Origin of the sequence: Shewanella livingstonensis, assembly GCF_003855395.1 — a bacterium.
Lineage (GTDB): Bacteria > Pseudomonadota > Gammaproteobacteria > Enterobacterales > Shewanellaceae > Shewanella > Shewanella livingstonensis.
The window spans coordinates 1,020,028-1,042,376 of record NZ_CP034015.1; the positions used below are offsets into that span (position 1 = coordinate 1,020,028).

General features: G+C 39.5%; 20 protein-coding genes. 13 read left to right on the forward strand and 7 right to left on the reverse strand.

Annotated elements, in window-relative coordinates:
* Positions 1-73 precede the first annotated feature (73 nt).
* From chrA to lysS, 4 genes are all read left to right on the forward strand, one after another.
* Positions 74-1,225 carry a chromate efflux transporter gene (gene chrA, locus EGC82_RS04440; protein WP_124729686.1) on the forward strand — a complete coding sequence of 384 codons (1,152 nt, stop codon included), beginning with the start codon at positions 74-76 and terminating at the stop codon, positions 1,223-1,225.
* Positions 1,226-1,359: 134 nt separating this feature from the next.
* Positions 1,360-3,024, forward strand: a complete 1,665-nt coding sequence (locus EGC82_RS04445; protein WP_124729687.1) for a methyl-accepting chemotaxis protein — start codon at positions 1,360-1,362, stop codon at positions 3,022-3,024.
* Positions 3,025-3,366: 342 nt separating this feature from the next.
* Positions 3,367-4,465, forward strand: a protein-coding gene (gene prfB / locus EGC82_RS04450; RefSeq protein ID WP_164839087.1) for a peptide chain release factor 2 whose coding sequence is annotated in 2 segments (ribosomal slippage) — positions 3,367-3,441 and positions 3,443-4,465 — 1,098 coding nt in all. Because the reading frame shifts where the segments join, the coding sequence is not laid out codon by codon here.
* 55 nt (positions 4,466-4,520) lie between these two features.
* A complete protein-coding gene (gene lysS, locus EGC82_RS04455; protein WP_124729689.1) occupies positions 4,521-6,023 on the forward strand; it encodes a lysine--tRNA ligase in 1,503 nt (500 codons plus the stop codon).
* Between the two features lie 502 nt (positions 6,024-6,525).
* Here lysS and EGC82_RS04460 read toward each other — a convergent pair.
* The 5 genes from EGC82_RS04460 to EGC82_RS04475 all read right to left on the reverse strand — a co-directional run bounded on the left by EGC82_RS04460 (position 6,526) and on the right by EGC82_RS04475 (position 9,285).
* A complete protein-coding gene (locus EGC82_RS04460) occupies positions 6,526-6,954 on the reverse strand; it encodes a PaaI family thioesterase (protein WP_124729690.1) in 429 nt (142 codons plus the stop codon).
* Between the two features lie 255 nt (positions 6,955-7,209).
* Entirely contained in the window at positions 7,210-7,335 is a 126-nt protein-coding gene (locus tag EGC82_RS21710) for a hypothetical protein (RefSeq protein ID WP_279630025.1), read from the reverse strand.
* Between the two features lie 33 nt (positions 7,336-7,368).
* Positions 7,369-7,800 carry a transcriptional repressor gene (locus tag EGC82_RS04465; RefSeq protein ID WP_124729691.1) on the reverse strand — a complete coding sequence of 144 codons (432 nt, stop codon included), beginning with the start codon at positions 7,798-7,800 and terminating at the stop codon, positions 7,369-7,371.
* Positions 7,801-7,852: 52 nt separating this feature from the next.
* Positions 7,853-8,140 (reverse strand): DUF134 domain-containing protein, encoded by a 288-nt coding sequence (locus EGC82_RS04470; RefSeq protein ID WP_124729692.1) that lies wholly within the window; start codon positions 8,138-8,140, stop codon positions 7,853-7,855.
* A 203-nt stretch (positions 8,141-8,343) separates the two neighbouring features.
* Complete coding sequence (locus tag EGC82_RS04475) at positions 8,344-9,285, reverse strand: WD40 repeat domain-containing protein (RefSeq protein ID WP_124729693.1); 942 nt, start codon at positions 9,283-9,285, stop codon at positions 8,344-8,346.
* Positions 9,286-9,585: 300 nt separating this feature from the next.
* Between EGC82_RS04475 and pyrC the strand changes: the two genes are divergently transcribed.
* Complete coding sequence (pyrC, locus tag EGC82_RS04480; RefSeq protein ID WP_124729694.1) at positions 9,586-10,623, forward strand: dihydroorotase; 1,038 nt, start codon at positions 9,586-9,588, stop codon at positions 10,621-10,623.
* A 133-nt stretch (positions 10,624-10,756) separates the two neighbouring features.
* On the opposite strand, the gene EGC82_RS04485 is transcribed toward pyrC, so the two are convergent.
* Positions 10,757-14,185, reverse strand: a complete 3,429-nt coding sequence (locus tag EGC82_RS04485) for a PAS domain S-box protein (RefSeq protein WP_164839088.1) — start codon at positions 14,183-14,185, stop codon at positions 10,757-10,759.
* Between the two features lie 493 nt (positions 14,186-14,678).
* On the opposite strand from EGC82_RS04485, the gene EGC82_RS04490 reads away from it, so the two are divergent.
* Complete coding sequence (locus EGC82_RS04490) at positions 14,679-15,134, forward strand: DUF2057 family protein (protein ID WP_124729696.1); 456 nt, start codon at positions 14,679-14,681, stop codon at positions 15,132-15,134.
* A gap of 212 nt (positions 15,135-15,346) precedes the next feature.
* The gene (locus EGC82_RS04495; protein ID WP_124729697.1) at positions 15,347-16,672 is read left to right on the forward strand and encodes an IS4 family transposase; all 1,326 of its coding nucleotides are present in this window, start codon (positions 15,347-15,349) and stop codon (positions 16,670-16,672) included.
* A 92-nt stretch (positions 16,673-16,764) separates the two neighbouring features.
* Here EGC82_RS04495 and EGC82_RS04500 read toward each other — a convergent pair whose 3' ends face one another.
* Complete coding sequence (locus EGC82_RS04500) at positions 16,765-18,204, reverse strand: OmpA family protein (protein WP_124729698.1); 1,440 nt, start codon at positions 18,202-18,204, stop codon at positions 16,765-16,767.
* 383 nt (positions 18,205-18,587) lie between these two features.
* Between EGC82_RS04500 and EGC82_RS04505 the strand changes: the two genes are divergently transcribed.
* The 6 genes from EGC82_RS04505 to EGC82_RS04530 all read left to right on the forward strand — a co-directional run bounded on the left by EGC82_RS04505 (position 18,588) and on the right by EGC82_RS04530 (position 22,348).
* Positions 18,588-18,824: a pilus assembly protein gene (locus tag EGC82_RS04505; RefSeq protein ID WP_124729699.1), complete on the forward strand. Its 237-nt coding sequence runs from the start codon at positions 18,588-18,590 to the stop codon at positions 18,822-18,824.
* A 66-nt stretch (positions 18,825-18,890) separates the two neighbouring features.
* On the forward strand, positions 18,891-19,202 hold the full coding sequence (locus tag EGC82_RS04510) for a Flp family type IVb pilin (protein ID WP_124729700.1): 312 nt from the start codon (positions 18,891-18,893) through the stop codon (positions 19,200-19,202).
* Positions 19,203-19,234: 32 nt separating this feature from the next.
* Complete coding sequence (locus tag EGC82_RS04515; RefSeq protein WP_124729701.1) at positions 19,235-20,617, forward strand: hypothetical protein; 1,383 nt, start codon at positions 19,235-19,237, stop codon at positions 20,615-20,617.
* Entirely contained in the window at positions 20,617-21,477 is an 861-nt protein-coding gene (locus tag EGC82_RS04520; protein WP_124729702.1) for a hypothetical protein, read from the forward strand. The genes EGC82_RS04515 and EGC82_RS04520 overlap by 1 nt, the downstream gene beginning before the upstream one ends.
* A gap of 3 nt (positions 21,478-21,480) precedes the next feature.
* Positions 21,481-22,152, forward strand: coding sequence for a hypothetical protein (locus EGC82_RS04525; RefSeq protein ID WP_124729703.1), 672 nt, complete (start codon positions 21,481-21,483; stop codon positions 22,150-22,152).
* 1 nt (position 22,153) lies between these two features.
* Positions 22,154-22,348, forward strand: coding sequence for a class III signal peptide-containing protein (locus EGC82_RS04530; protein WP_124729704.1), 195 nt, complete (start codon positions 22,154-22,156; stop codon positions 22,346-22,348).
* Position 22,349: the final 1 nt, after the last annotated feature.

Here is a 22,349-nt window from a genome sequence, read left to right on the forward strand (position 1 = left end):
ATGTTTTTGTCATCATAAAAATGTAATCTCAATGTCATAACATTGTTTATCAACATAATAAGGTATCAGGACGATGTGGCAAATATTCAGTCGCTTTTTAGCGTTAGGTTTAATCAGTTTCGGTGGCCCAGCTGCTCATATCGGTTACTTTAGAAAAGCCTTTGTTGATGAGCTGCAATGGTTAGACGGCAAACAGTATTCTAGTTTTGTTGCCCTAAGTCAGTTTATGCCGGGACCTGGTTCAAGCCAGATTGGTTTTGCTATTGGTTATCATCGTGGTGGTTTGGTGGGCGGATTAGCTGCCTTTTTAGGGTTTACTTTACCGTCCTTTTTATTGATGTTTTTATTTGCTGTGACCAGTGCTCAATGGCTAGAGTTAACGGCCGTTGAGGGCGTTATCCATGGCTTAAAACTATTGGCTGTAGTCGTTGTTGCTGATGCTACCTTGTCAATGTTTCACCAATTTTGCCAACGAAAGACCGCTAAAATGCTGATGGCGGCAACTGCCGTTACTATCATATTAATGCCTTCATTATTAATGCAAATTGGAGTGTTAATTGTGGCGGCTATTATAGGGGTAATGTTGATGACTCGTGGAGACAGTATTACGCCAGATGCCCCAGCTATAGAGCTTAACTATGGGTGGTTAGCGTTATTTATTATAGGAATAACTGCGTCGCTATATCTTATCAATCAACCTGATAGTCTCGGACAAATTTTTGCACAATTTTTCCAAGTGGGCAGTTTAGTGTTTGGTGGCGGCCATGTGGTACTGCCTTTGCTTGAAGCCAGTGTGGGTGAATATATTACCCCAGACCGCTTTTTAACTGGTTATGCGCTTGCACAGGCCATTCCTGGACCTATGTTCACGTTAGCGACCTTTTTAGGGGCAGATTTATGGTTAGAGTCGCCTATTCTTGGCGCGTTAGTTGCTACGTTAGCTATTTTCCTTCCTGGTTTTTTATTGATGCTGGTGGGCTTAAAAACTTGGCATTCTATAAGCCAACACCCAGCCATTGCTGGCGCTCTCGCAGGGGTAAATGCAGCCGTTGTTGGTTTATTGCTTTCAGCACTTTATCAACCAGTGTTTACTAGCGCAGTGATCATGCCAATGGACATGGCATTAGTGATTATTGGTTTTAGTTTATTAAAAGTGTTTAAGCCTAGTCTTGTATGGTTAGTCATAGGATTTGCTGCAGTGGGCGCTGGATTGTCGATGTTGTAAAAAGCGGTTGTATTGTATATTTTTGCGACATGTTTCACTTTATTGGGCTGTAATTGTTCGTTAGTTAGTGTAAACATCTATAATAAATAGACTATTATATTAAATAGACCATTACCCTAAAAAGGCTTGCCACTATGCTGAGATCTTCCCTACGCAATAAACTACTGGGGTTATCGTTAATTCCACTTTCGTTGATCCTCATCGTTTTACTGAGTATTTTTTATGTTAACGAAGGCTCATCGCTGAAAAACGATGTAGATAACTTTCGTAGTAAGCTAATTTCAGAACGCAAAAACCAACTTAAAGAATCTATTCAGATCGCTCAAGGCGTTGTTGAGTATCAACTTGCTTTAGATGACAAAGGTAATGTCAATGCGGCATTAAGGGATTTACGTTTTGGCAGTGCAGGGTATTTTTTTATATATGATGATGCAGGTGTGAATATTTTTCACCCGACCATGCCCGAACTTGAAGGTCAAAATAAAATCGATATGGCCGATCCCAATGGTACTAAAATCATTGTTGGCTTGTTGGATGCAGCTAAAGCGGGTACCGGTAATTTTTCGTATTATTATCAAAAACCAGGAAGCAATCAGCTTATTGAAAAACTAGGCTTTGCCGTGATGATCCCCAACACCAATTGGATGTTAGGCTCGGGTGCCTACATTGATGATATAGAAGAATCGATTGCGGCATATGAAGTTTATAAAACCGAAGAGATGAACCAGAAGTCATTATTATTTCTATTAATTGCTTTAGGTCTTACAGGCGTAACTGCGTTTGCTGTGGTATTAATGGCACATAAAATGGTGGTGCCAATTCAAAATATGGCCACCTCATTAAATGATATTGCTAAAGGCGAAGGCGATTTAACCAAACGCTTAGATATCACCAGTGAAGATGAGATTGGCCAATTAGGCAGTGCATTTAATTTATTTGTCGATAAATTACAGCATATTATTGGTGATGTAGCGGGTGCAACGGGCAGGGTAAAACATGCCGCGCAAAGTATCAGTGGTCAAACAGTATCAATGACTGAGCAACTCTATAACCATAATAATGAAATTGACCAAATTGTCACCGCGATTACTGAAATGTCAGCGACAGCTCATGATGTGGCTCATAATACTAATATGGTAGCAGAAGCAACCCATGCTGCTTCAGATAACGTCGCTAAAGCACAAGATTGTGTTGATACTTCATTAACTGAGGTGTCCAGTTTAATGACCCAAATTGACAATGCTGCCGCCAACGTTAAGTCACTAAGTGAACAGTCTAAAAAAATTAACTCTGTACTGAGTGTAATAGGTGGGATTGCTGATCAAACCAATTTACTGGCATTAAATGCGGCAATTGAAGCCGCGCGAGCCGGCGAGCAAGGTCGAGGTTTTGCGGTTGTTGCTGATGAAGTGAGAAACTTGGCCAGCCGTACCCAAGCCAGCACGGTTGAAATTAATGAAATGCTGTCTGAACTGCATAAGCTAGTGACCCAAACGGTACAAACTATGGAACAAAGCCAAGTGAGTTGTTTGAGTTCGGTGGAGTCTTCTAGGGCTATTTCTGAAAGTTTGGGTGCGGTGACCTCATCGGTAACCAGTATTAATGATATGAGTACTCAAATTGCCACAGCAGCGACAGAGCAAAGCTCAGTAACTGAAGAAATCAATCGTAACATTAATTCAGTACAAGAGATTGTTAATACGCTATTAACAGCCAGTCAAGATGCATCTGGTATGAGTAAAACAGTCGCCAATGAAGGCCAGACTTTATCTCAGCTAGTGGGTCAATTTAAAATATAACCGTTGTTGATATGAATTGGGAAATGAACTCTAAGGGGTTCATTTTTTTTATCATAATATAAACCGCTATTTGATGATTACTCGTCTCGTCATTTGAATAAGCAGCGACATAATTTGTGACCCAATCTTATGCATGCTCCTTTACACCATCCGCTATAAAATAATATGACGCATATTTAATCGCTATACTCGCGGTAAATGGTTTTATTGATGTTGATTTGATGAAATATATTCGTCATTTGTTTATTAATAATCAGCCTTCTGGTCTAGGTTTAGCGCCTATCATGAGGTAAAATGCGCCGTTGCACCTTCTGTTAACTGCTAATTTTAAGTTGAATATTCATGTTTGAAGTTAATCCGGTAAAATTCAAAATCAAAGAGCTCGCTGAACGTACTGAGCTACTTCGGGGGTATCTTTGACTACGCTGCTAAAAGTGAGCGTTTAGAAGAAGTCAGTCGAGAGCTTGAAAGTCCTGAAGTGTGGAATGAGCCTGAACGTGCTCAAGCACTAGGTAAAGAGCGTGCTGCGTTAGTCGTAGTAGTCAAAACCATTGATGATATGGACTCTGGTCTAGAAGACATCGAGGGCTTGCTTGAACTGGCCATTGAAGAAGATGACGAAGAGACCTTTAATGATGCAGCTTCAGAACTAGAGGTGTTAGACAGTCGTCTGGCAGATCTCGAATTTCGTCGCATGTTTTCTGGTAAAAGTGATGCAGCAAACTGTTACTTGGATATTCAATCTGGTTCCGGTGGTACCGAAGCACAAGACTGGGCCAATATGGTTCTGCGCATGTATTTACGCTGGGGTGACGCACATGGTTTTAGCCCAGAGTTAATGGAAGTGACCGACGGTGATGTAGCCGGTATTAAAGGGGCTACGATTAAATTTAACGGTGAATATGCTTTTGGTTGGATGCGTACAGAGACTGGTGTGCACCGTTTAGTGCGTAAATCACCATTTGACTCATCGGGTAAACGCCATACTTCTTTTTGTTCTGTTTTCGTTTATCCAGAAATTGATGATGATATCGAAATTGAAATCAATCCATCGGACTTGCGTATCGACACTTACCGCGCATCAGGTGCGGGTGGTCAGCACGTTAACAAAACAGATTCAGCGATACGTATAACGCATTTGCCAACCAATACTGTGGTGCAATGTCAAAACGATCGCTCGCAACATAAAAACCGTGACTCTGCCTATAAACAATTAAAGGCGAAGTTGTACGAGTTAGAAATGCATAAACAAAATGCCGATAAGCAAGCTGCTGAAGATGCTAAATCTGACATCGGCTGGGGCAGCCAAATTCGTTCATACGTATTAGATGACGCCCGCATTAAAGATTTACGTACAGGGGTTGAGAACCGTAATACTCAATCTGTGCTGGATGGTGATTTAGATAAGTTTATTGAAGCCAGCCTAAAATCAGGACTTTAATTAACATTAATACTTCCCGCCATGGAATGATGGCGGGTAAAAGCGAGAATATATCATGACTGAACACGTACAAGATGAAAACAAACTGATTGCTGAACGTCGCGCTAAATTAGACCACATCCGCACCAGCTGTTCTGCTAACGCTCATCCAAATACATGGCAACGTAGCCATAAAGCGGCTGAGTTACAGGCCCAATATGGCGAGCAGACCAAAGAAGCGCTGGAAGAGTTAGCTTTTCAGACGAGCATTGCAGGCCGTGTTATGGCTAAGCGTGGTCCATTTTTAGTTATTCAAGATGTATCTGGTCGTATTCAAGCTTATGCTGGTAAGCCAGTACAAGGTGACTTAAAAGAACGTTATCAAGGTTTAGACATCGGCGATATCGTTGGTGTTAAAGGCCAGCTGCATTTGTCAGGCAAAGGCGACTTGTACGTTAACATGGAAGAATATCAGTTACTGACTAAAGCATTACGTCCGTTACCTGAAAAATTCCACGGTTTAACCGACCAAGAAACTCGTTATCGTCAGCGTTATGTTGATTTGATCGTCAATGAAGAGTCTCGCAATACTTTTATTATGCGTTCTAAAGTGGTTTCTGCCATTCGTAACTTCATGATCAAAAAAGAGTTCATGGAAGTTGAAACCCCAATGATGCATGTTATTCCTGGTGGTGCTTCAGCGCGTCCATTTGTGACTCATCACAACGCGTTAGACATGGCCATGTACTTACGTATTGCGCCAGAACTATACCTTAAGCGTTTAGTTGTTGGTGGTTTTGAGCGTGTGTTTGAAATTAACCGTAACTTCCGTAACGAAGGTTTATCGCCACGTCATAATCCAGAATTCACCATGATGGAATTCTATATGGCGTACGCTGATTACAAAGATTTGATGGACTTAACTGAAGAAATGCTCAGTTCTATTGCCATTGATTTGCTCGGTAGTGCCCAAATGCCATACGGTGAGCATACAGTAGACTTTGGTGGTCCTTATGCACGTTTAAGCATGTTAGAAGCTATTCAGAAATATAATCCTGACAATGCAACTATTCAAGCAATGACTTACGAGCAAGTTAAAGATGTAGAGTTTATGCGCGACTTAGCATCGAGCCTGGGCATCAAGTTAGAAAAATTCTGGACATGTGGTCAGTTACTTGAAGAAATCTTCGGTGAAACAGCTGAAACTAAGTTAATGCAACCTACGTTCATTACCGGTTATCCAGCTGATATTTCGCCTTTAGCGCGTCGTAATGATAACAATGATTTCATTACTGACCGTTTTGAGTTTTTCATCGGTGGGCGTGAAGTCGCTAACGGCTTTAGCGAGCTTAACGATGCTGAAGATCAAGACAACCGCTTTAAAGCACAAGTTGATGCTAAAGATGCTGGCGATGATGAAGCGATGTTCTACGATGCAGATTATATTACTGCACTAGAGCACGGTTTACCGCCTACAGCAGGTCAAGGTATTGGTATCGACCGTTTAGTGATGTTATTCACTAACACGCATACAATCCGTGACGTGATTTTATTCCCAGCGATGCGCCCACAAGCTTAATCGTTAGTAAGTAACCTGAGCTCGGGATAATAAACGCCTTTCAAACAGCTCTTTGTTCTGCTAACTGTGTTGAATCGACTTACAATAGACTCGCTATTGACGCGTCAATTCGCCTTGTTAGCATAACAAATGATAAGCTTGAGAGTGAGCTTGGTTAACATACTGATTTCAAATAGCTAAGTTCATCCCTTATCCCGAGTTCAGATTAAGTAAGCTCAGTCATTAAATCAAACCAGCCATCAGGCTGGTTTTTTTGTTAAATGAACAGCCAATATAAACTTGTTCTTACTGGATTGCTGCCTGGCAATCTAAGTAGCCCTTGCTTAACAAAGAATCCTCAATAAAGAGTAAAACGTTTTTAGCTGAAGCTTTCGGGCAGCGTGTATAGGTCATTTTTATTGCGTTATCGACTTTTGATGTAGAATAACGACAGCATAAAGTCTTTTTCTTGTACAAATGACCCACAATTGACTGTAAAATAACCTTGAAAGATCAACAGCCCCTAGTCTATGACTCCGCTCCTAGGCTGAATAAACTTCGCTTTTGCCGTTACGCAAGCAGTATCTTCTACATACAACGCCGCTTCTAGTTGGTACATTCCTAAGCGTTTACTTACCAGACTAGCCACAATTTTGATGGCATCGCCAACCTTTATTGGGACAATAAAGCGGACTGTCATTTCGGCTGTTAAAGCTTTAATGCCTTGCATGAGCAGACAATGAGTCATAGCGGCATCGACTAAAGTGCTTGCTACGCCGCCATGTAAGAAGCTGTTATAGCCTTGGAGTTGCTGAGTTACTTTATGATAACCAACAACTTGATTGTCACCGTCTGCAAAAAACTTACATTGTAATGACAACGGATTCTGTTTCGCGTCACCACAGACAACACATTGACTGTGGCTTTGTTTACAATCTTGATAACTGCTCACGTAAAGCCTTATTTATAAATAGGTATAGATGGTTGTTAAGGTTTCCCCTAAAGCCTGTAAGACACTAAAAGTGGATATTAGCTCTAGGGTAAGTTTTGTGATCCTGCTGAGACTGCTCACTTTAAAACTATGCTGGATTAAGATGTTATCGACCACATGCTGCATAAAACCAATTAGCAGAAAACCCAGTAGTTGTTTGTCTTTTGAAAGCTTGTTGAGTCGGCTTTGACGTTATAGGATGATAATCTTGTTATTTTAAAAAATACGTCTTGCTCTTGCTCTTGTTGCTGTAAAGGCATCAGCTACTGAATCAACATCAACATCAACATCAACATCAACATCAACATCAACATCACTACCAATAATGACAATTTTAGCCATAAACTGGTAAAATAAACGTTATTAATAAAGGGGTTACCGAGTCGATTTGCTTTTAAGTGCTTGCAGGCAATCAAAGCAGTAACCATACATATTTAGGCTGTGATGGTGAATACTCATACCATGATGTTCGGCCGCCAGTCCTAAACGAAGGTTAATCAGGGGGTCGATAAAATCAATTAACTTGCCACAGGTTAGGCAAAGTAAATGGTCATGGTGCGGTTTATTATTAAGTTCATAGAAAGCACTTTCAGACTCAAATACTCGCCTAGAGACAATGCCTGCTTGTTCAAAATGAGCCATAATACGATATACGCTATTGAGGCCAATGGTTTCACCTTGTGCGTTTAACCCCAAATAGATATTTTCTATAGTTAGATGTTGCTGATTAACTTGAGTTAAAAACTCAAGCAACTTACATCTTTGCATGGTTATTTTTAGGCCAGAGTCTTTTAATAGTGTTTGCATTAGACTTACCTAAACACGTTAATACGTGCTACTAGTGTTTACTTTTCAGTGTTTACTTTTCAGTTGATACTTTGGTCATCAATGCTTTGCCATTAATTAAACTATCAACCACCTTGTAGCGAGCTGCTTTAACCAAGTTAGCCAAGGTTTGTCGAGATATACCCATTGATTTAGCGGCTTCCTGCTGCTGCATTCCCAGCAAATCAACTAGGCGCATAGCCTCAATTTCATCTTCAGCAAGTGGTACCTGCTCTAACTGTGTCATCGGAATACCATTGGGCTTAAAACAGATGTTGGCTGCTTGACCACATATGGTTCGGGGGATTTTGGGTCTTGCCATTTAATACCTCATTTTTAGCATATGCCATATATACTGAGTTTGGTTCATATATGCAAGATTATTGTTTATCTTGCTTTGATATATCAACAGAACTTTGAACTCACCGACAAAATTGATTATTTTACAGCGCAGATGAGATCACTACGACTGCTCATTCTGCCATTGAATGGGTATTGGCGGTGAATGATCTTAAGTTGAGGTAACTATAAGCTCCAGGTCTCAAGCGCGCCGTCTGAACTTAGCGTTAATAGTTTGCCATTAGGTTTGAGTACCATTGAAAACACTGTTGTGCCAGCGTTATAGGCGGTAATATCCCAATGAGAAAGCTCCTTTCCCGATGAAGTATCCCAATAGATAATACTTTGCTTGGAGGTTGCAGTAATTAAGTTTTTACCATAGTTAATGAATAGCGCCTGCCTAAAATAGCGATAGCGTTCAAGGTAATCGAGCTGGCTAATCGCTTGTGATGTTTGAGTATCGATAATGACATTATTATCCAGAGCATCGGCAATAAACAAGCGTCGGTTAGCTTGATCAAAACTGACACTGGTGATCCGTTGCGGACGTGAAAAACTGCTGATCAACTCACCGCTGTAAGCGGCCCAAATATGTACATCACCATCAAGTCCTGTTGATAATACCTGTTGTTCAAAATTAGATAATTCAAGATGATTCACTGCGGCGCTATGCTGTTTAAACAGCGACATTGTCATGCTGCTTCTTTGTATAACAGTGATCGAACCATCATTCATACCGACTAAAATAGTGCTGCCTGTTTGGCTCAGAAAAAGGCTCGAAATACTCGCATCGGGATTGAAGCCTTGGGCAGGCCAGCGAATATCTAATTTACCTGTTTCAAGATTAAAAATAGATATTTTTTGTTTGCCTGCGGTAGCAAGGTATTGCTTATTACCTGACAATGCCACCAGATAATTAGTTTCATCAAAGTCATTGTCAGACCATTGGTGTAATAATTGGCTTGTCGCTACATCCCATATTGATAACGAGCGGCTTCTGCCTAATGTAACCGCCATACTGGCATCGTTAGACAGTAAGCCATCGATAAGGGGCTCATTAACAAGGGGTTGGATTTTGTCGGGAGTTTTCGTCACCACAGCTTGATTGCAACCGGCTACAGCTATCATCGTTACCGTGATAGCGATAATAAGACTTACGTTGAGTCGTAACCTCGATCTGGCATTAGCTAACAATTTAATTCCCTTATAAAAATTGATACTTGCAACTTTGATATTTGCAAAATAATAGCATAGCGCAATATGGCTGGTTTTATTTACCTTACATTCTATATATCACTCAATATACCGATAAAATGAGATGATTTTTTGCTATAGCAAAGTCAGCGTTCAAATTATGCATCTATTAAGAAAAAGTGAATTCAGGCACAATAACGGCTAACAATCTGTTATTTAAGCCAAGGAACCCACATGACGCAAATTACCTTAACCACTCCCGATGATTGGCATCTGCATTTTCGAGATGGGGATATGCTAGGTGAGACAGTTCCTGCTACGGCTCGCTTATTTCAACGCGCAATAGTAATGCCTAATTTAGTTCCACCCGTTACCACAGCAGCAATGGCCTTAGCTTATCGAGATCGTATTTTAGCTGCTCGCCCAAGCGGAAGTCATTTTGAACCGCTAATGACTTTATTTTTAACGAATAATACCAGCGCCCAAGACATTATTGATGCCAAAGCGGCTGGTTTGGTGGCGGGGAAGTTATACCCAGCAGGTGCGACGACAAACTCAGATTCGGCGGTTAAAGCATTAGATGAGCTATTTCCGATATTTGAAGTGATGGCACAGCAAGGTATGTTATTACTAGTCCATGGTGAAGTAACCGAATCTCATATTGATATTTTTGACCGTGAAAAGCTATTTATCGATCGCTACTTATCACGCATTGTCGATGCTATTCCTAGCCTTAAAGTGGTATTTGAGCACATTACTACTAAAGAGGCTGCTGAGTTTGTTGCCAGTGCTTCTGCTAATGTTGCAGCAACTATTACCCCTCAGCATCTATTGTTAAACCGTAACGATTTGTTAGTTGGTGGCGTTCGCCCACATAATTTTTGTTTACCAGTGCTAAAACGCAATATTCATCAGCATGCATTACAAGCTGCTGTGGCAACCGGTTCAAGTAAGTTCTTTTTAGGTACCGATTCTGCCCCGCATGAAAAACACCGTAAAGAGTCAGCCTGCGGCTGCGCAGGTTGTTACAGTGCCTGGAGTGCATTAGAACTCTATGCTCAAGTGTTTGATAACTTAGGGGCATTAGATAAATTAGAAGGTTTTGCCAGCTTACATGGTGCAGATTTTTATGGTTTACCACGCAATACTGGCACTGTGACACTAGTCAAACAAGAATGGACGGTACCAGAAGAGATTATTTTACCTAATGGTAGTCCTATCGTGCCATTTTTTGCAGGCCAAACTGTGAATTGGAAAGTGAAAAGCGCTTAGTTGAGGCGTTAGTTAGTTAATGATTCACTCATAGCTAATTAGGTATAACCGTTTTTAATCGTTCATGATTCACTGAAGTGTTAACTGTAAAATACTTATCAATGCCTGTCAGCCAGCTGACAGGCATTGTTGATTAATGGCTTACTAAGTTATTGGCTAATTCATTTTCTACCTGTGTTTGTAAAAGCTTTTCAAATGCAGGTTGTGGTAATGGCTTACTAAACAAGTAACCTTGACCGTAATCGCATTTTAATGCGTTAAGTAATTGGTACTGCTCTTCAGTTTCAATGCCTTCTGCAACAACTTTTAAATTAAGTCCGTGGCCCATTGCTATTGCTGCACCAACAAGCTGTAGATCGCCTGGGTCAACGGTTATATCGTTTATAAAGCTCTTATCTACTTTTAAGGTGTCAAATGGGTAACTGCGCAGATAACTGAGTGACGAATATCCAGTACCAAAATCGTCCATTGAGATACTGACCCCAATATCGTTAATGGATGTTAAGTTACTGTCAATAACTGAGTCCCCACTAAGCAATACTCCTTCAGTAATTTCAAGCTCTATAGAGTTAACATTAATTTTATATTTATCGATTTGAATTTTAAGCATATCAACAAAAGTATTTTCCCGGAATTGTTTAGGGGAAACATTAACGGCAATTTTAAAATGAGGATCATATGTTTGTTGCCATTTTTTAGCAGCAGCAAATGCAATCTCGATAACATATTGACCGATAGAGACGATCAGTCCAGTTTGTTCCGCTATAGGAATAAACTCATCTGGCGTCACTTGACCTAGCAAAGTATTGTTCCAGCGTAAAAGGGCTTCTCCACCAACAATTTTACGACTTTTAATGTCGACAAAAGGTTGAAAGTAAACCTCTAGTTCATTTCGCTTCAATGCACTGCGTAATTGCTCTTCAACTCTAAGGCGTCTATTCATGTCATTATTCATCTGACTGGTATAGAAATTATAGGTATTTCTGCCACGATCCTTTGAATGATACATTGCAGAATCTGCCTGTTTTAGTAGTTCTTTGGGCTCTTCGCTGTCTATAGGGTATAGAGCAATACCAATACTGATGGTCGACACTAACTCACGACTGCCGAGTTTAAAAGGTGTATAAAATTGCTTGAGTAGTTTACTGGCAATGATCTCAACTTCAGCAGGGGCATTGATATTGCTCAGTATAATGATAAATTCATCACCTCCCAGCCTACCAACCACATCGCTCTCTCTAATGGTACTTTTTAATCGGGTAGCGGCTTTGATCAGCAGTTCATCACCAACAGAATGGCCCAAAGTGTCATTAACTTTTTTAAAGTCGTCTAAATCTAAAAACAGTACTGCGACATGGTTCTTTGCCCTATGTGCATCTTTGAGCATTTGCGACAATCGACCAAGTGACAGTAGCCTATTGGGTAAGCCTGTTAAGCTATCGTAATGTGCTTGATGGATGATTTTTTCTTCTTGCTGTTTATACTGAGTGACATCTTGTTTTAATGCCAAGTAGTGTTTAGTCACGCCCGCGCTGTCAAAAATGGGTGCTATATGAGCATGTTCCCAAAAAATATCGCCATTTTTCTTTTTATTCTGGAGTTCACCCTGCCAAGCCTGCCCAGTTGAGATAGCCTCCCATAACTCTTTATAGAGTGATTTTGGTGTTAATCCAGATTTTAATATACTGGTTTGTTGACCAATGACTTCTTCCGCGCGATATCCCGAGATGTTCTCAAAAGCACTATTTACGTATTCTATTTTACTATTGGTATCGGTCAGAATCATCGAAATAGGGCTTTGCTCAATAGCCTGTGACAGGGTTAATGCTTGAGCTTCAGCCTTTTTCTGGGCACTTAAATCAATGTCGATACAGTACATTTCCGCTTCATTGTCGGTGTTATTAATTAACGTATGGGACGAATACACCTGTATATTACTGCCGTCAGATCTCATGAGTAATAACTCTTCTGCCGGAATAGGTAAGCCCTCGGTTATCCACGTATTTACATTGTCGATAACATGTTGGCGATATGGTGCAGGAATAATAAGGTCCTCAAGCTTACTTCCCAGAGCTTGTTCTTTGGTGTAACCGTAAAGGTTTTCACTGGCTTGATTCCAGAAAATCACCTCACGATTTTTGTTATATCCTTGCACCGATATTGCAGGGATCCGTTCAAAGATATGTCTAAACTTTGATTCACTGAGCAAGAGTTTCTTTTCTGCCTCAATGCGCTCTGAAATATCTTTAACAAAGCAGAAAAACATACCGTTATCACCGTCCCAATAACTGACCGTCACTTCTACATGGTAAAGATGACCTTGTTTATGTTTGTGTAATGACGTGTAATTAAAACGCTGCTCGCGTTTTGCGCGGTCAAGATTACGTTTTGAAAATTGGCGTTTGTCATCGGTTTCAATTTGATTAACTGACAGGCTAATTAACTCATCCGTAGTGTAACCCGTCATATTGGCAAAGCTCTGATTCACTTCAACAATGCTGCCGTCTAGTGAGGCAATAACAAAGCCATCTTGGGCGGTGCTAATAATATTATGATAAGTGGACTCACTGCGCTGTAGTTGCTCTTCGATATGTCTCTTTTCTGCTACATCTTGGCTTACTCCAACAATCCCTAAAATATCACCATCAATATTAGTAAATGGAGTCTTTTGAGTGCGGTAAATGTGTTCAATACCATTGGCTGTGACAATCTTGTCTTCGCAAACCATGGTTGCTCTTTGTGCTAATGCTTGAGTGTCATCGTGAATAAACTTTTTGGCTTGTTGCGCGCTAAAAAAATCATGGTCGGTGCGACCCTTGATTTGATCTAATGTCAGGGTCATTTCGTTGGCAAAAGCTTTATTACAGCCCAAATATTTACCGTCAGTCGATTTATAAAAAATCAGGTCGGGTATGCCATCAATAATATTTTGCAGTAGGTTTTTTTCGGTTTCGAGTAACTGTTGATGACGCAATAACTCTTGTGCGAGTTTTTTGTTGTCAATGCGACGTTTAAGCAATAGTCCTAACAAGAATGAGATTGCTGTAAAGACCGAAAGCAATGTTAGGCTGATGGTCGAGAAAATTTTGTATCTATCTTCAATGGGCATCAATAGCAAACAAGCAATCACCACAAGTTCAACGATGAAACTCATCGCAAGAATATTTTTCCAGTTAAGGCGGTTGTTAGATTTTTTTAACCAATAACGCCAACTTAAACCCACTAGAGCGCTGGTAACAATGATCAAACTACCAATAAAAATGCCATCGCCACTAAGATAAAGTCTGAAACACAAGGCAAAAGCAGTCGCAATTAACGTGGGGATAAAACCAAAAAATAAACCGCTTAAACTGAGCAGTATCCAGCGTGCATCAAAAAAGATCCCAGGGCGCAGCTCCCAAGGATTACTCATAACGCTAATGGCGATGACGCCAATAAAAATACCGCTTAATATTGACTTGTAGCGGATGGAAGCAATGTTTTGTAATCTAACCGCGTCGAAGATCACGACAAGTGCTAGCAGTAAGACTGCGTTATTCAATAAGCTAAAAAAACTATCCATTGGTACCCCGCAAGTAAAAGGGAGTGTCATCCATTACGCTTTACATTGCCAATACTTGGGCGGTCAAACAGGGTTATCGTTATCGTATCAATATGTTGCCCTTTATCATCATATTGGCGATATCGCTGTTTACACACTTAGCACTATCTATTGAGTTTAGTCGTAAATTAATTTTTAACATGAAATCAGACATTAAATTTATCGATATAAAGGTAACATTCTCTGTCGCTATCCTACACGCTAGCATGCAATATTATAGATCGCTAAGCAATGGGAGTTGTTGTTTTGATTAATGTGAAATAATGCATAGGTATTTTATTTTGGTATTATTTTTTAAGGTGGTTTAAATAATTAATACAGTGAGATAAACGTAATACTCACAATCAACAAGCAAAACTAGCGATAAAATTTGTAAGAAAATCGCTAACGCTGGGGTCTTTTAAATCAATATAAGTTGCTTGATGGCCAAGCAATACTTTAAAAGGACAACCCCATGAAATTATTATCAACCAAGACGAGCGCAGTTAAGTCTATCATCACCCCTGCTATTATCAGCGTGAGTTTATTATTTGGATTTCAGGTACAGGCATCAAGTTTAACCGTGCCAGATTCGCTCATTGTAGAAACCGTTAACGGCGAAAATGTGAGCTTTGACAGTACCATCGGCCTTAAGCGCGGCCAACAGTTGGTAGAGATAAATTACCGTGATTTATTTCAAGACAATGCGGATGACTCAGGTTATTGGGTGCGCTCAAAGCCACTTTATCTCACGTTAAATGTGGCTAAAAACCAGCGCTACGAAATCATCACCCCGACAATTTACAGCGCCGAAGATGCACGTGAGTTTTTAGATAATCCACAAGTTAAATTAACGGTAAACGGGCAGCATCATGATAACGTTGAGCTACTCTCTCAAGCACAGTTATTGACTCAACTGATGCTTAAGTAGCGGGTATTGTTAACTCTGCAATAAGTTTATTGTGCTTCCTCATGGCCATTACTCCCACTAAAAGCCCAGGCCCTAAAATAGGAATAGAAATAAAAAGGTAGCCTAGGCTTAATGCCGATCAGTTAAGAACTGAAGTTATAAAAAATATACCGATCTATTGACCGATCTTTTCAGTCTGCCAAAATCCGATAATCTTCATTATCGGATTTTTTATGGAACTTTCAGAAGCATTAGCCCGCACTTCAATTAACCGCCTAACAGAGTTCTCATGCCTTGCTGATGTCCTTGAGCCCGATATTATTCAATCTTGCCTAGACTCCAACGGTGTTGCCACATTAAGACGAAGAAAACTCCCCATGGATGCTATGGTTTGGGCTGTTATTGGTATGTCTTTATTTCGCAATGAATCCGTTCGTCAATTGATTAATAAGCTTGATATTGTCCTGCCACAAGAGGTTGATTATGTCGCAAGAAGTGCAGTCACACAGGCCAGAAAAAAACTGGGAAGTGATGTCGTTCGCGATATATTCCATCGTTCTGCCGCCACTTGGCATCAACGTGCTGAACATCCTCATTGGTGTGGTTTGAACCTATATGGCGTTGACGGTGTAGTCTGGAGGACCCCTGAAACGAAAGAGAATAGTGCGGCTTTTGCACGTACGGCAAACAAAGCAAGTGAATCAGGTTACCCTCAAGTTCGCATGGTTTGTATGATGGAACTGAGTAGTCACTTGCTTGTTGATAGTGTATTTGACAGTGTGGCTGAAAATGAAATGAACTTAGCCGCTAAGCTTATCAAAAGCGTGCCCGACAACAGCTTAACCTTGTTTGATAAAGGCTTTTACTCGCTGGGTTTATTACACGATTGGCGCGCTAAAGGCGTCAACTCCCATTGGTTATTACCGTTAAAAAAAGGCACTCAATACGAAGAAATCCGCAGCCTAGGTAAACACGATAAGCTTGTCAGGTTAAGTACAACGCCTCAATCGAGAAAGAAACGCCCTGAGTTACCATTAACAATAGAAGCCAGATTAACGACTCGCCAGATAAAAGGTAAACAGGTCAGTATCCTGAGTTCAATGCTTGACCCGATGGCTTATCCTAGTGCTGAAATTGTTGATTTATATGCTCACAGCTGGGAAATAGAGCTAGGATATCGAGAGATGAAGCAGTATATGCTTGAAAGTCGATTTACGCTGAGAAGCAACCTTCCAGAGCTGATACACCAGGAGTTATGGGGGTTATTATTAGCTTATAATTTAATACGTTATAAAATGATTTTAATGGCCAAGTCGCTTAAAAGCGTATTTCCAAATCAGCTCAGTTTTCGAGATGCTTCATCTCATATTATCAATCAACTCACCAATATGCCGTTATATGCGCCTGGAAATGTCCCGAGATTTATTTTAGACATAGAGAGAAATGCTAAACAGTTTAAGCTAGAAGGTAAACGAGAAAGAAGTTATCCGAGGTGCCTAAAAGTCAGTAAAAATGGCTACCCGGTGGTAAAAAGAAAAAATGCCGCTCACCTTAAGTGAACGGCATTAAGCCTAGGCTACCTTTTGTTTTTGCATCATAAGCATAAATGGTTTAACCAATGGCTCAACCAAATAGCTTATGTTGTGAATGGTTACTTACTGTCTGAACGAATGACCAGTTCAACCCTGCGGTTTAGCTTTTGGCCTGCTTCATCAAGGTTATTGGCAATAGGTGAGTACTCGCCAACCCCTTTGGCTTCCACTTGCTGTGCAGCAATAGAGAACTGTTTTATCAAGCGGGTTTTAATTGCTGTAGCACGTTTTTCTGACAAGGTTTGGTTATAAGCTTGCGAACCTTGGTCGTCTGAATGTCCTACCACGTAAAATAATTGCTTAGGGTGCGTTTGAAGGTATTGAGCGACCACTTCTACAATCGGATAAGCTTCTGGCAGTAATTCATCGCTATCATATTTAAACAACAAACCGTCTAGTGCCACATGGCCGGTTTTAGCAATCTCGTCGGTTAAGCCCTGCAAATCAATTCCGACTCGGTTATTGTTTAATGTGGTTTCTTCAATGATTCTGATTTCAGCAGATAATCGCCCTGAAAACCCAATGACGTATACCATAGCGTAAACGTCACCTTCAGCTCTTTCTAGCTTATAGAGTCTATAAAATTGGTTTTCTTCGCGACCAATTGCTGAATGTAATGCTATCTTAGTTTCTAATGTATCTTCGTCTCCGCATGCTTTCCCTAAACAGGTATAAACTTCAGTAAAACCAAGTTTGGTTAATGCGTTATTGTAGTTTGCATCAATCTCAAATTCTGAGTAAGTACGTGGCAATATGTATACAATATCGGTAACTTTCCCTTCCAGTTCCAACGTTTTGTAGTTATCTCCAGCAAGTACTAAGGTTTGGTTAAAGCCATGAGTGAAATATTCCTGTATGTAAGCTCCTGGGACTCTGCTTAGCATCGGGTGATCAACTGAGCTTTTAGTATCTTTATCGCTATTGTCTTTAACCGTTATTTCACTCACAGCCTGAGATAAATAATCTTGATTTGTCGTCACCAAATCTAATGGTTCATCGATGATTTCTATAATATCCAATTCTACATTGGTCGCATTCTGCCAGCCAGCCGCATATATCGATATGTAAACTTGTTTTTTAGGCAGGGTAATATGTGCTGTTATTAGTGATGGAGAACTACTGGAAATATTTGTCAAAGGCGATATAAATGAAGATAGTTTACGTTCATGACCGCAAGTGGCTTGCTCACATTCAAAAATAATCTCAGCATTGAGCGCGTTAAGCTGTTTTTTGTAGTTATTGATTAAATGAGCAGAGGTATAAGATGGCGGTAGCTCATAGTTGGTTCTAGTCAGTTTGCCTTTCACTTCTTTCGATTGAATATTTTGATCGTCGATTGCCGTGATCAATTGCACCGGTGTGAAGTGTCTAAGTTCACTCTTTGTATCTTTTACCTCTTTGGGCTCAGAAAATAATTCTTGTGTTGTCGCAGAAAACGCATTCATTGCTGGCATCATCGCCATGATGACGGCTAATGATATAAGTGCGGGTTTTAACATTTTAACTCCCTGTTGTGTATGTGGGTTGTGAATAAAATAATAACTACAAAATACCGCATTAAATGTTCGTGTTCAAAAAAATGATATAAAATATAGAAAATTTATTATCAGAATTAACCGATTATATTCATTAAGTTACTATCTTGATTACATTAAATTGTATTACTGTGCACTATCCTAGGAAAAGTGAAATCACACAATAGTACATCACAAAGTATGTATTGTTGTTCTGTGGTAATACTTGGTGATAATTGATTTGTTTTTTTTATGTGAAATAATTTAAGAACTGTAATTAAACTTTCAGTAAATGAATAACTTTAACATTGAATAACTTTAACATTGGAGGTTCGAGGGTGAACAAATTGAAGCAAAAAGGTCAAGGTATGACCGAATACATAATTATTGTAGCGCTAATTGCTGTTTCAGCGATCGGTGTATACAGCTTTTTTGGCCAAACAATCCGTAACCAAGTTGCAGGTTTATCGGCTGAAATGTCAGGTCAGGAGTCTACTGCTCAAATTGGTGCAGCTAAGGCTTCTGCGGTTACTGCAACTACAGTAGCGGCTAAAAAGTATAATTTAGGCAATTATGATGAAGCTGCAAACAAAAGTGCTAAATAATTAACTATTAACCTACTTAATTATATTCAATTAGGTAGGTTACCTTATTATCAAAAGGATCCTGATATGAAAAAAAGTCAATTAGGTCAAGGTATGACCGAGTACATCATTATTGTGGCATTAATTGCTGTTTCGGCGATTGGTGTATACAGTTTTTTTGGACAAACCATTCGTAATCAAGTTGCTGGTCTTTCGGCCGAAATGTCAGGACAAGATTCGAGTTCACAAATTACTGCAGCACAAACCGCCGCAGGAGCTGCCAGTACCACCGCTAATAAAAAGTATAATTTAGGTAATTATAATGAAGGTGCAAATTCGGCTGCGGGAGGAAGTACTTCAGGCGGTGGAAGTACTGGTGGCGGAACGGTTGTAGATTAACGCCTTATCACAACTCATGGATGAACTAACGAATGGAAAGTAATACAGGATTTTTAAAGCAAAAAGGTCAATCTTTAGTCCTTTCTTTGATATTAATGTCTTTTGCTGCAATGACAGTGTTGTACAGCTATAACACTGCTCAATTAAATATAAAGTCAACAAAACTACAGCATACAGCTGATAACGCAGCTTATAGTATAGCAACCATCGCAGTGAGAGATTTTAATTTTAAAGCGTACACAAATAGAGCTTCTGTTGCCAATCAAGTTGCGGTAGCCCAAATGGTTGGTTTATCTTCATGGTTTAATATGACCGAGCGTTTTACTGAAAATGCATGTACTGCTCTTTGTTGGGTTCCTTATTTAGGGCAGGTCATTAGTGCAATACGAAGTGGCGTCGGTTATGCAAATCAAGTAGTACAACCATTTACAGAAATAATGATTACTGCTGAAAATGTAATATTGGGTATCCTCCGTTTTTCACAGAGTGCAATCCACTATGCAAGTGCAATATCTTCATTTACTACAGCGCAACAAATAGTTAAAGCAAACGATGATAAAGCTGAATTAAATTTGGTACAAAACCCTCAGCTTATCGAAAATATACACAATGTTTGGTTTACCTTTCAAAAGGAACACAATCGTGATCTTCAAAACAGAAATAATACACAGTTTACTGATTTTAAAGCTGTTATTATGGATTCAAGAGACCCCTTTAGTGAAAAAAGATCTTATAAGTTAAGTTCTATTTGGAGCCAAACAATTTGGCCGTTACGCTGGAAAACGCAAAAATCTGGTGGAAGCGAACTTATCTCAAACGGGAATGATGCTGAAACTTGGACTTCAATGGATACAATTGGATTTCATTTATCTAAATATCGATGTAGCTGGTCAGGGTGTCGTTGGCGTGGCTTCAGTGAAACTCCAATTGGTTGGGGGGCAACTCGTTCTGATGAGAGAGCCGATATTACCCGCTTAGGTAGCTCATCACTTTGGGGGCGTAGCAGGGATGTTAACAAAACATCTTCTAAATATGCCGCGAATAATCAGCAGACATCAGGAAGTTATAGTGGTGTCCAACCTTTTTATGGCTTATCAAATTCCGCAGTTAAAAAGAATCATACAGATAATATTGTCGTTGTTGTTTCAAAAGAACAGAACGATGCAAGGACTACAAGCTCTGTTGATTTAGCTGGAAAAAATATAGACCCAGCAACAGCAGAAAAAATGTTAGGTGATAGATTAAATTCTATATCAGCTTCACAGGCCTATTACTCTAGACCAACTGATTTATGGACTCGAGCAGATGGTAAGCATGAATATGGAAATTTATATAATCCATTTTGGCAAGCTCGGTTAACAGATACCACTAATTCTGAACGAAGCATTGTCTTGGCTATAACGAGAGTTCTTTAATGGCCATTATTAACCAAAAAGGACAAGCCCTAGTTGAAAGTGCGATAGCGCTTTCATTTGTTATTATCCCGTTATTAATTTTACTTCCTTATATGTCTAAAATGACTGAGGTACAACATAGAGCCTCTGAAGCTGCACAATATACTTCTTGGGAACGTACAGTGTGGAAAGATAGCCGCCCTAGTTTATTACCAAACAACAGCTCCAATTATTCAGCCATTATGCAAGAAAGTGAGCTTGCAATGCGTATTCCTTGGCGATTTTATCAAAAAAATGGATTATTGATTAGTAGTGAAAATCGAAATGAATGGGATTGGGATGAAAATGTTCACCCATTATTAAAGTCCCAAACTTCGCAAAACTCATCAAATGAAAATTTATTATCCTTAACGGATGAGAATATTGCTGACGGTGAGTTTTCTCGATTTGAACGAACAGAGCGAAGTGGTAAAACACCAGGAAGTATAGGGAGTACGATAGATAATGCGGTTGGATTATTATCTTTTACAGGATTAAATTTAGACAGAACGCCATATTACGAAACAGAAGTTAGCATTAAATTACAAAATCACTATTTAGAGCCTTTTGATCAATTAAATCTAAGTTTTAAAGGCAACAGTGCATTAATGGCTTCTGGGTGGAATGCTGGAGGTGCTGTTCATGCAGATAAGAGAGTGAATAAACTAGTGTTAACCTCAGTTTTAGATAACAGTCTTGTAGGCCTTGTTCAAACAATTGGTGGTTTTATTCCGTTTGGCAAAGAACTTAAAACTAACTCTTTAAAATTTGGTCATGTAGATTCTGATGTCTTACCGGAAAATAGGTTATGTCGTTATGGTACTGAAAACTGTGGTGGTTAAATTATGAACAAGTTATTCACTCTCCTTCTATTATGCATACCTTCTATATGCTTCAGTGTTGAATGGCCTGATATCGAGTTTCCAGAAGACGCGGTTGTAGAGATAGTTGCCGAAGACATTAAAATGTATGGATATCCAACTAAAACTTGGATTGTCAAAGATAATGCGAGCCAAATGTTAACCGCAGCATTTTTTAAAAAGCAATGGAAGAGTAAAAGCGATAAGTTTGATGAGCAAAAATTAGGCAGTGATTATGTCATTAATAGCCTGCAAGATCCTTTTTTACTGACAGCTCGAATTAAGAAAGAATATGATGGTGTGACTGTTTTAGTTGGCATAACACAAAATATTGAAGCTAGTTCCAATAATATTAGCGCTGATCAATTTCCATCACCACTTAACTCGAATATAATTTCTGATATTAAGTCGAAAGATTTATTTAAAAACGGTAGAACAGTCATTTTACAAAACAAAAGGAGCATTTCAGAAAATTATCATTATTATCGAAGATATTTCCAACGACTTGGTTGGAGCGAAAATACTGGCATTCTAGATGTTAATTCAGGAAAAGCGGTTTTGATGATGAGTAATGGAGCTAATACGGTTGATATCAGTTTTAACAAAAAAAGTGAGAATGTAAATATAGTGTTCAACCAAGTCATGGATGGAATATGAAATGACAGGATATACATATAATAAAGGACAATCGAGTGTTGAATATTTAATCGTATGTGCCGCATTAGTCGCTGCATTATTTACACCATTAGAAAATGATAAGAGTGTAATCAATACTTGTGCAGAATCATTAAAAGAATGGTATAGCGCATTTGCATACAATAAATCAATGTCAACATTACCAGATTACAACTAGG

What these genes read in the sequence shown, in the direction of transcription:
- pyrC (WP_124729694.1), top strand. Translation starts at nt 9,586, where the DNA reads ATGACGCAAATTACCTTAACCACTCCCGATGATTGGCATCTGCATTTT.
- EGC82_RS04530 (WP_124729704.1), top strand. Translation starts at nt 22,154, where the DNA reads ATGACAGGATATACATATAATAAAGGACAATCGAGTGTTGAATATTTA.
- EGC82_RS04500 (WP_124729698.1), bottom strand. Translation starts at nt 18,204, where the DNA reads ATGTTAAAACCCGCACTTATATCATTAGCCGTCATCATGGCGATGATG.
- EGC82_RS21710 (WP_279630025.1), bottom strand. Translation starts at nt 7,335, where the DNA reads ATGGCTAAAATTGTCATTATTGGTAGTGATGTTGATGTTGATGTTGAT.
- EGC82_RS04475 (WP_124729693.1), bottom strand. Translation starts at nt 9,285, where the DNA reads ATGATAGCTGTAGCCGGTTGCAATCAAGCTGTGGTGACGAAAACTCCC.
- EGC82_RS04520 (WP_124729702.1), top strand. Translation starts at nt 20,617, where the DNA reads ATGGCCATTATTAACCAAAAAGGACAAGCCCTAGTTGAAAGTGCGATA.
- chrA (WP_124729686.1), top strand. Translation starts at nt 74, where the DNA reads ATGTGGCAAATATTCAGTCGCTTTTTAGCGTTAGGTTTAATCAGTTTC.
- EGC82_RS04515 (WP_124729701.1), top strand. Translation starts at nt 19,235, where the DNA reads ATGGAAAGTAATACAGGATTTTTAAAGCAAAAAGGTCAATCTTTAGTC.
- EGC82_RS04505 (WP_124729699.1), top strand. Translation starts at nt 18,588, where the DNA reads ATGACCGAATACATAATTATTGTAGCGCTAATTGCTGTTTCAGCGATC.
- EGC82_RS04510 (WP_124729700.1), top strand. Translation starts at nt 18,891, where the DNA reads ATGAAAAAAAGTCAATTAGGTCAAGGTATGACCGAGTACATCATTATT.
- EGC82_RS04485 (WP_164839088.1), bottom strand. Translation starts at nt 14,185, where the DNA reads ATGGATAGTTTTTTTAGCTTATTGAATAACGCAGTCTTACTGCTAGCA.
- lysS (WP_124729689.1), top strand. Translation starts at nt 4,521, where the DNA reads ATGACTGAACACGTACAAGATGAAAACAAACTGATTGCTGAACGTCGC.
- EGC82_RS04465 (WP_124729691.1), bottom strand. Translation starts at nt 7,800, where the DNA reads ATGCAAACACTATTAAAAGACTCTGGCCTAAAAATAACCATGCAAAGA.
- EGC82_RS04525 (WP_124729703.1), top strand. Translation starts at nt 21,481, where the DNA reads ATGAACAAGTTATTCACTCTCCTTCTATTATGCATACCTTCTATATGC.
- EGC82_RS04490 (WP_124729696.1), top strand. Translation starts at nt 14,679, where the DNA reads ATGAAATTATTATCAACCAAGACGAGCGCAGTTAAGTCTATCATCACC.
- EGC82_RS04495 (WP_124729697.1), top strand. Translation starts at nt 15,347, where the DNA reads ATGGAACTTTCAGAAGCATTAGCCCGCACTTCAATTAACCGCCTAACA.
- EGC82_RS04470 (WP_124729692.1), bottom strand. Translation starts at nt 8,140, where the DNA reads ATGGCAAGACCCAAAATCCCCCGAACCATATGTGGTCAAGCAGCCAAC.
- EGC82_RS04445 (WP_124729687.1), top strand. Translation starts at nt 1,360, where the DNA reads ATGCTGAGATCTTCCCTACGCAATAAACTACTGGGGTTATCGTTAATT.